Source organism: Pseudomonas sp. SH10-3B (genome assembly GCF_019891415.1).
GTDB lineage: Bacteria > Pseudomonadota > Gammaproteobacteria > Pseudomonadales > Pseudomonadaceae > Aquipseudomonas.
Window position 1 is genome coordinate 106,204 of record NZ_JAFLXD010000019.1, and the last position, 7,261, is coordinate 113,464.

A 7,261-nucleotide genomic window follows, 5' to 3' on the forward strand; every position below is an offset into this window, starting at 1 on the left:
TGGGAGGGGCTTGCTCCCTCCCACAATTGGATCTGTGGTGATCCAGAGTTACTGCGAAGTCTTCGCCATCTGCTTATCCGACGTACGCCAGATCAACCGCGTGGTGTCATACCCTTGCTGGCGCGCCCTGCTCAACAGGTCTTCGCGAGTATCCGCACTGACCGTTGGCGTGCGTGACAGGATCCACATATAGCGCCGGCTCGGGCTGCCGACGATGGCGGTCTTGTAGTCATCGCTGACATACAACACCCAGTAATCGCCCTTGGCGACGCCTGGCAACAGTGACGTAAACCAGTTATTGAATTCCACCCAGAGCTTGTCGGTCTTGCCGGGTACTTGCGGCGTGGCCGTGCCCTTGGCTTCTTCCCACTTCCAGTCGGTGGTCAGGCAGCGGTTGAATACCGACATATCGCCATCAGGCAGCAGTGTGTAGCGGGCTTCGGACTGCGCGCAGTTGCGCTGGAAGTACATCGGCAATCGAGCCAACTCATACCAGGTGCCCTGGTAACGCTTGAGGTTGACGTTGCTCGCTGTCTTGGGTTGCAGATCATCGCCAGAATGGCTGGCGCAGCCCGCCAAAAACAGGCTGGCACAAAGGCACAAAACAAAACGCATCATTCTTCTTCTCCCGCAGGCTCTCGCCCCGGTTTACTTCAGGCCTTGCCCGGAAAACATCAGAACTTTGTCACCGGCATATTGAACGCTGATAAAGCTGTTTTTATCGCCCCACGTGCAGCTGGACATGCCCAGTGCGCCGGAACAATCAGTCGGCTTACCCAGCAGCGACTCCACCTCGGCCTTAGGCATGCCGGCCGACAACTTTGCGTAGTTTTCTTGATTGACCTTGCTGCAAGCGGCCAACAGCACGCAAAAGGCCAGCAAAGCGAGACGGCGTAACGACATGGAATAACTCCTGGAGGGGCGAAGCAGCTTGGGTATCTGCCAGAAGCTTAGAAGGGAAAAGAGGTGTCTGGTTCCCGACGAACGAAAACAAAAAAGCCCCGAAAACGCTGAAACGTTTCGGGGCTTCTTTAAGGGTGAACCGGCTCACAACAACGCCGTTCACTTATCGCCGCAGGTTACTTCTTGTGGTAAGCGGTCACACGTTCAACTTCTTCCTTGGAACCCAGGAACACCGCCACACGCTGGTGCAAGCCTTCAGGCTGGATGTCGAGGATACGCTGGTGGCCGTCGGTGGACGCACCGCCCGCCTGCTCGACCAGGAAGGACATCGGGTTGGCTTCGTACATCAGGCGCAATTTGCCCGGCTTGGACGGCTCGCGGCTGTCGCGTGGGTACATGAACAAGCCACCACGGGTCAGGATACGGTGCACGTCGGCCACCATCGCGGCGACCCAGCGCATGTTGAAGTTCTTCTTCAACGGGCCTTCCTCACCGGCCATCAACTCGCCCACATAGCGGGTGACGGGCTCTTCCCAGTGGCGCTGGTTGGACATGTTGATCGCGAATTCCTGGGTAGCGGCAGGAATGGTGATGTCTTCGTGGGTAAGGACGAAGCTGCCCATTTCACGGTCCAGGGTGAAGCCTTTGACGCCATCGCCCAAGGTCAGCACCAGCATGGTCTGCGGGCCATAAATGGCGTAACCGGCAGCGACCTGCTCGGTGCCTGGCTGCAGGAAGGCTTTTTCGTTCAGCGCTTCGTTCTGGCTCAGGTATTCGTTCGGGCAACGCAGTACCGAGAAGATGGTGCCGACCGGGGCGTTGATGTCGATGTTGGACGAACCGTCCAGTGGGTCGAACACCAGCAGGTAGGCGCCCTTCGGGTATTTGCCCGGGATCTGGTAGGCATTGTCCATTTCTTCGGACGCCATGCCGGCCAGGTGACCGCCCCATTCGTTGGCTTCGAGCAGGATTTCGTTGGAGATCACGTCGAGCTTCTTCTGCACTTCGCCCTGCACGTTTTCAGTGCCCATGCTGCCCAGGACACCACCCAGTGCGCCTTTGGACACGGCGTGGCTGATTTCCTTGCAAGCACGCGCCACCACTTCGATAAGGAAGCGCAGATCGGCAGGCGTGTTGTTGCTGCGGGTCTGCTCAATCAAATAGCGACTCAAGGTAACGCGGGACATGGAAGGCTCCGATGAAGGGGGGGGCTAAAAACCCGCGCAGTTTAACGCGAGTCGGGGCGTATTTCCTCCTATCAGAGGATTTAAACCCAATAGAGTTCATGGACTTTATTTAACGTGCCGCCGGTGGCTTGCGCAGCAAACTGTAGGCCATGGCGCCCAGTGCCGCCACGCCGAGCAATAACACGGCCCAGAGCCCGAGTTTTTTCCAGTTCGTCCCGCTGTCGGCAGTAGCTGCGACGGCAGGCGAGGTGACAGCGACGGCCCCGGCCACCTTGGCCTGCCCCAACGTGTTGAGGCGTTCGGCGGTGTAATCGGGGATCAGCGTCGACAAAGGCAGGTTCGCCGCCTTCGCCGAGGCATTCCCCAGCGCCAGCGTGAACGGTGGCTCGCCCCGCGCCAGGAACACCAACTGCGTGGCGCGCACCGCGAAGTGCAGGTCCGGCGCTTCGGCGCCAAGGCCGCCGCCACGCTCGTCGACCTGCAACTTGAGTTCGGTGACCGTCTGGCCGGGCAGCTGCAATTCGTCCTGCACCACGTCCTGGCCATTCTGGGTCAGGCGATACAGCAAACCATTGCTCAACGGCTGCCAGGCTTGATTGCTGTCACGTCGCCCCGCCAGGGTCACCGGCGCCAGCGTATTCGGCTGCTTCAACTCGATACGCAAACGTTCGACGCTCAGCCCTGCGGGTAACTTCCAGCTGTACTCACCCGCCTTGAGCCGCGTGCCCGAGAGCGGCGGCGACCACACCAAAGGCAGCGGCAGGCTGCTGCTGGTTGCACTGGCCAACTTGGCCGAGGTCAGCAACGGCGCCGCTTGCCCCTTCCACACCAGGCGCAGGTAACGGGCGGATTGACCCGGCAAACTGACGTCATGCTGCTCGACCCGCTCGTCGGCAAACGACAAACGCGCCACTTGCCCATCCCCCCAGGATTGCCAGTGCTGCAAGTCATCACTGGCTTCAATGCTGAAGCGCTGGAAGCCCTCTTGCTCGCGACTCCAGTCCAGGCTCAGTTGCTGCAACGGGGCCTTGATCTTACTGGCGTCGAGCACCCAGCCGCGCAGCACCTGCTTGCCCGGCTTCGCGGCGGTGGAGGGTTTGATTTCCACCAGGGTGCCTTCGGCCGTGGTTTTCATCACCACACCGGGCAAGGTTGCCTGGGTGTCGGCGGCGTACAGCGGGAACCACTTCACGTCGGTGACTTCACGACTTTCGGTGCGTTGCGACGCTTGACGCGACAGCGCGTAGGCCTGGGGCTCACCGGCAGCGTTAAACACGCGCACATCGCTGAGGTCAGCCTGGCGCGCATTCAGTTGCACGGCCAAGGGCAACTCAAGGCGATACCAGGGGCCGTTGCCGCTGACGCTCAGGGGCACCTGGCTGCTGAAGTCGGCCGGCGTTTCCTGGGCCCACACCGACAACGTCGTACACATGCCCAGCACGACCACGCTCAACTTACCGATCAAGAGGATGCTCCTTCAGTTTCCAATACAGGTTCGGCACGCTTGGGCGGCAGCGGCGCAAAGTAGCCCACCACCAGCAACAACCCGCCCACGCCGATAAACGACACGATCCGCGCCAGGCCGCCACGGTTGCTCAACTCGACAAAGAACAGCTTGGCCACCACTACCGCGATCAACGCCGCGCCGATCAGCCACACTTCGCGACGATGGCGCAGGTGGCCGCCGATCATCAGGCCGAGGGCGATCAGGGTCCAGACAATCGACAGGCCGGCCTGTACGAGCATCGATTCCAGCAACGCATCCAGATGGAACGGCACGCCGCCCCAGTGGTGGGCGGTGCGCATCACCAGTGCCGTAAAGAACGCGAACAGCGAAACACCGGCGATGCCCTGGGCGATCAATTCAGCACGCGGCCCTCGCTGCGGCGCCACGCTGCGCGACCACAGGTACACGCCCAGCAGCGCAAACAGCAAGCCGAGGTCCAGCGGGTTGATCAGCGGCACATACGGCAATGGCTTGGCAGTGCCGTCGCTGAAGGTATTCGCCAGCCAGAACCAGCCCAGCATCAGTACCGCCAAGGGCAGCGCCGCCAACACTCGGTATTCCCGTGGATACGCCGACACAGGCCACGGCCAGTTGCGCGGTGCAGCAGCCAGCACCAGGTACAGACTTGGCAGGATCGCCCAGCCCAGCCAGCGCCAGGCGTTGTATTCGCTCGACAGCAACAACAGGCCGTAACGCAACTCCAGCGCCAATACGCCGATCAACATCCAGCAACCCAACACGTGAGCAACGCTCAGGACGGTGGCCGGCACCACCGTCGCCAAACGCCGCAGCGCGATGAAATGCACCCCGAACACCGCCAACCAGGCCAGCCAGCCATAGTGCGCTGCAGGGTGGTAATAATTATGCGCAGACACCAGCAAGACCATCCCCGCCGCCGGCATCAACGCGGTGCAGAGCACGCCCAGCGAGGCCCAGCGCAGCCGCGTCGCGAGCAACGCCCAGATCGCCACGCTGACCGCCGCAATGCCCAGCAGGAACGGCCCCTGGAGCTCATCGGGAACAAACCGCAGCACTTCAGCGATCAGCGCCAACGCCCACCACGCCGCGCCCCACACCAGCAGCAGGTCAGACAGACGTTGCAGCTTGAGTACGGCAAACACCGGCGCATGGGGCTCACGTTGCAAGCGCCAGGCGCCGACCAAGGCGGCCAGGCCCAACACCATCGGTGTCCAGAAACCGCTATGCCCCAGCGGACGCAAACCTTCGCTGGTCAGGGGCCCGAGCAGCTCCGGCACCGCCAGCAGGAACGAGGCGCCGCCGATCACCTGCAGCAGCAACCCGAACACGAAACTGACGCGCTGTTGCAGGTACAGGCTCAGCCAGATGATCAACAACCCACTGGCTGCCCACACACCACTGGCGCTTTCCCATGGCAGTACAAACAATACGGCGAGATTGATCAGCACCAACCCGGCCAGCAGCACCACGGACAGCCCACGCAACAGGCGCACATCGCTGCGCACCATATCGTCGCGGGCCGCCAGCAGCATGCCGCCGATCAACGCCAGGCCGATCAACGAGGCGGTGAGCAAGCCGCTCCAGCCTGCATTGAATACCGCCGCCGAGTCACCGCCTTGCAAGCGCAGCAGGAACAACGCCCCACCCAGCAGTTGCACGGCAAACGCCGTGAACAGGAAGGTGCGCGAGCCAATCCGCAAGCCGATAAACAGTGTCGCCAGACCGGCGAGCGCCCAACTGATAGCGGTGCCTTGAGTCAGCAACAGCAGCGGCGCGAGCAGGTACACGAAGATCAGGCCGAGGCTGGCCAGAACCGGCAGGCCCTTGCGCTCCCACTCTGCCGCCTGCTCCGTCGAGGCCTTGCGCAGTTGGTCAAAGCTGAACAGCAACGCCGCGCCCAGCAACAGCGCCCCCAAAGGCGCCCCATCCAGCAACGTGTGTTCGCCGATGCGCAATTCACTGAGAAACGCCAGCGCCGAACCCAATTGCAGCAACACGCCAAAGGCGCGCGCCAATGGCCGTTGCTGGCGCAGGCCAAGCCAGAAGATTCCGGCGCCTTCCACGGCCCACGCCGCAGCAGTCCAGCGCGCATCGAGGCCCAGGGGAATCGCCAGGCTGGCAAAGATCACGCCCAAGGCCAGGCAGGTTTCCGCCAGCAGCAAAGCGCGCCCGCCACTGAGCACGCGGGCCAGGCCCATGTAGAGGATGCCCAGGCCCAGCGCACTGAACGCCGCGGCGAACTCAAGGTGCTGCACCAGCGCGAACTGCAGGCCAAACCCCACCAGCGGCGGGCCGAACAGCATGCTGCCGTCGACGTAGTCGCCTTTGGATGCCGACCAGCGCAACAACGCATCACGGCCTTCGGGCGCGTCGCCCATCTCCCGCAACTTGCGCCGGGCGAACAACAGGCCGATAGCCAGGTACATCAGGAAAAACAGGATCAGGAACGGCTCGGTACTCCACAGCAGTTCCGGGGTGTAGGAACGCATGCCCCAGGCAAAGCCGATACCGAAGGTGCCGACAAAGCCGATCAGGTTGAGCAAGCGCCAGGCCTTGAACCAGGCGATGGCAAGGATACCGGCGTTGAGCAGCGCAAAATAACTGAACAGCGCGACATGGTTGCCGGCGCCGGTCGACGTGAGGATCGGCGCCGCGAAGCCGCCGAGTGCTGCCGCACAGGCCAATCCCAACGCATCCTGGGTAATCGCCAGGATCGCCGAGAACACCGTGACCGCCACCAGCAGGCCCAGCGCCGCGCTCGGGTCGATCAACGGGTGCAGGCGCATCGCGGCAAACACCGTCAGGTACAGCACCGCGATCCCGGTGCCTTGCAGCATCAAGCCGTAGTTGCTGTTGCGCAGCCGCAGCCACCAGCCCAGGCCCAGCAAACCAAGGGCCGCCGCCGCAACGCCGGCGTAACGCAGCTCGATCGGCACCACCATGCCTTCGGTGGCGTAGCGCAGCAGGAAGGCCAGGCCGAGGAACAACAGCACCACGCCGACACGCAGCACGGTGTTGCCACCCAACAGCCAATTGCGTGCGCCGCTGATGGCGCGTTCGATCAGGTTGGGGCCACGGGGAGCGGCAGGCTCTTGAGGCGGACGAGGGGTCGGGGCAGGCGCCCAGACGTCATCCGGCAGTGGTTGGCTCGGTTCGGCGACCATCGCGACAGGCGCCAATTCAGCCGGCAGCTCCCACACGAGTTCTGGCGCCTTGGCGACCGGTGCCGGCTCAGGGGCAGGCGTTTCGACGATGACAGGGCTTGGCGGCGTGGGCACTTCCAGTTGCCGCAGGCGCTCACCCAGGGCAATCAACGCCTTCTGCGTGGTTTCCAACTGAGCAGCCTGCTGCTGCGCCTGGGTCGCCAGCTTCGACAGGCGAATCGCCTGGCCAATGCCCAACCCCAACAGCGCACCGATGCCCGCATCGTAGAACGACTCATCGAGCGTCCAGCCGAGCACCAGACCAATCAGCATGAAAATCCATTGCATGGTCGATATTCCCTAAACAAACCGTGCTGTAGGAGCGAGCTTGCTCGCGAAGAACGCAAAGATACCGCGTTAAATCAGAAAGCACGCGTTATCGTTGGCGTTTTTCGCGAGCAAGCTCGCTCCTACAGTAGATCTAGTCGAGGGCTTTCCAGATTTCAGTGGCGTACTCGCGGATCGTCCGGTCCGAGGAGAAC

Annotated in this window: 5 protein-coding genes; all 5 read right to left on the reverse strand. The window is 62.5% G+C overall.

All coding sequences use genetic code 11. The features are described from left to right. Positions 1 to 48: 48 nt before the first annotated feature. The 5 genes from J1G35_RS16190 to J1G35_RS16210 all read right to left on the reverse strand — a co-directional run bounded on the left by J1G35_RS16190 (position 49) and on the right by J1G35_RS16210 (position 7,067). Positions 49 to 618, reverse strand: coding sequence for a lipocalin family protein (locus J1G35_RS16190; protein ID WP_053140422.1), 570 nt, complete (start codon positions 616 to 618; stop codon positions 49 to 51). Between the two features lie 30 nt (positions 619 to 648). Continuing rightward, on the reverse strand, positions 649 to 903 hold the full coding sequence (locus J1G35_RS16195; protein ID WP_027605061.1) for a hypothetical protein: 255 nt from the start codon (positions 901 to 903) through the stop codon (positions 649 to 651). Between the two features lie 176 nt (positions 904 to 1,079). Next, a complete protein-coding gene (locus J1G35_RS16200) occupies positions 1,080 to 2,090 on the reverse strand; it encodes a class 1 fructose-bisphosphatase (RefSeq protein ID WP_053140419.1) in 1,011 nt (336 codons plus the stop codon). A 109-nt stretch (positions 2,091 to 2,199) separates the two neighbouring features. Then, positions 2,200 to 3,552, reverse strand: a complete 1,353-nt coding sequence (locus J1G35_RS16205; protein WP_223015440.1) for a DUF3999 domain-containing protein — start codon at positions 3,550 to 3,552, stop codon at positions 2,200 to 2,202. Beyond that, positions 3,552 to 7,067 carry a DUF2339 domain-containing protein gene (locus J1G35_RS16210; protein WP_223015438.1) on the reverse strand — a complete coding sequence of 1,172 codons (3,516 nt, stop codon included), beginning with the start codon at positions 7,065 to 7,067 and terminating at the stop codon, positions 3,552 to 3,554. The genes J1G35_RS16205 and J1G35_RS16210 overlap by 1 nt, the downstream gene beginning before the upstream one ends. Between the last annotated feature and the right edge of the window lie 194 nt (positions 7,068 to 7,261).